The following is a 2,048-nucleotide window of genomic DNA, read 5'->3' as shown; positions in this document are numbered from 1 at the left end:
CTGAGGTCAGGGCGTTCTGGGCCTCCAGCGGGTCGAGGCTGGTGTCGTTCGGGGCTTGCTTGATTTTCGGCTCTTTCAGATCCAGCGCCACGCCGACACGAAACTCCAGCGGCTCGGCATAACTGGTCCTCCCATCCGCACGCTTGATTTCGTACCTGGCCACCACCGTCCCGCCTTCGTTGTCCTTGATCATCGCGGCCGGGATGGTGAACGGTATTTCCTTACCGGCGGTAAATTCGTTCAGCTTGATCGAGTCGGGATACTCACCGGTGATCGAGCCGACCCAGAACATGAACGCTTCATCGCCTTTGACCGTTTCCGTGTAGATGATCGTCGCGGTGGTGCCGGGGGTGTCGGCGGGCAGGACGCCGTCCACCACGCCGGCCACCACCGGTTCGGGCAGTTCCCGGCGTGGTTTGCCGACTCGCAGGATGTCGGTGTGGATCGACTCGCGAATGGCGTGGGAGGCCTGGTACGCGTCCAGCTTGGCGAACGCCGCGCTCGGGATCAGGAGTTGGTAGTAGAACTCCGCCGTGCCGCCGTTGACCGGGGTCAGGTGGTTGCCGTCAATGCTGTACGACAGCGGTTTGGCTGCGACGATGTCGTTGTGGGTGATGGGGCGCGTTGGCAGAGCAGGCAGGTAGGGCTTGAGGCCTGACGTGGTGCCGAGCATGAATATGTTGAGCTCCTGACCTTCGGCAAAGGATTTGTCGAAGGGGATTTCGAGACGCACCTGGGGCAGTGCGGGATCCAGCGCCCCGGAGTTCTCGTCCAGCATGATCGGCGCGGCCAGGCGCTGGACTTCGCCGATGGCGCGGATGAATTGGCCGTTGGATATCAGGTCGGCGCTGCCATCGGCTTTTTTCAGGCGGTAAGACACGGTGATCTGGGACTTGGCCAACTGACGCAGCACGGCATTGGGGGCCTTGGTTTCAACAACGCTCGGCACGCTGATCAGCGGGAGGCCTTCTATTTCCAGATCAATCGGTGGACCTTCGACCGGCGTGCCCTTGATCTTGATGAACGGGATGTCACCGATTTTGAAGTGGGCATTGTCTGTGGCGACCACTTGCACGGTGCCATCGGCGTCGCCCAATTGGTCGACGTCCAGCACGTTGTTCAGCGCCTCCTTGAGCAACGGCGCACCCAGCCGGGTCGCATGAACGGCCACCACCACACGCTGTTCAGGACTCCAGTCCTCGGAACGGTTGAAAACCTTGTCGTACACCTCGAACACCACGGCCACTCCGGGGATCCCTGGACCACCGGCATCACCCGCTTCACGGATGATATCTTCTTTGATTTTCACGATGATCGGCGCCGTGCCTTCGGCCTGGTCCTGGGTCAGTGGAGCACTGAGCACGAAGATTCCACCCCAACTCACGCGGCAAATATCGCCGGCCGCGGCGAAGGGATAGGGCGGTGTGCCGTCGGCCTTGCCAATGCTGATGTCCACGCCAGCGGCCACGTTGCCCTCGTGGATGCCGCCGTCAAGAATCTCCTGCGCAATGATCATGATCAGCCTGGAATGGCCGTCGTCACCGTTGTTATCGTGGCCACCCGGGCGCGTCAGCTTGACCAGCACCTGCATGACTTCGGACGGTTGATCTGTGCCGCCCAGCGGCTTGACGGAATAGGACACCGCAAACTCGCCGTCGACCATGTGCCGCGAAGGCACGAACATGCGCAGTTGCGTATCGACCTCGTCCTTGAGGACGGTCTGGGTCAGCACATTGTGCCCGGTGCCCCAAAATATCGTCAGCCTGTCGCCACTCGCCATATTTCCCCACGGCCCCGCCTCGCACCGCAGGCCGTGATACGGAAAGTTGTCCAACGCGGCGGCGATGTTGATACCCCAGACATCGGGATCCTTCGACACCGGGTCCTTGCTGCGACCAGGAATGCCGAGTTCTGCGAGTAGCAGGGGTTTTTGGGGGCTGGACATGGAGACGGCTCCGACGGGAAGTGACGGAACGAGTTAACGCGACTTGGCGTGAATGCACACCTGTCAGACTTGACAGGTGTGCGGTGATATCCGACGAGCGGTC

At 61.4% G+C, this 2,048-nt stretch carries 1 pseudogene; it reads right to left on the bottom strand.

The window, feature by feature from the left end:
* A pseudogene (locus DCO47_RS26620) lies at positions 1 to 1,945 on the bottom strand (hypothetical protein); the annotation flags it as partial.
* Positions 1,946 to 2,048 lie beyond the last annotated feature (103 nt).

Source organism: Pseudomonas sp. NDM (genome assembly GCF_003105095.1).
Taxonomy (GTDB): domain Bacteria; phylum Pseudomonadota; class Gammaproteobacteria; order Pseudomonadales; family Pseudomonadaceae; genus Aquipseudomonas; species Aquipseudomonas moraviensis_A.
This window is presented reverse-complemented; position numbering and strand designations above follow the sequence as displayed.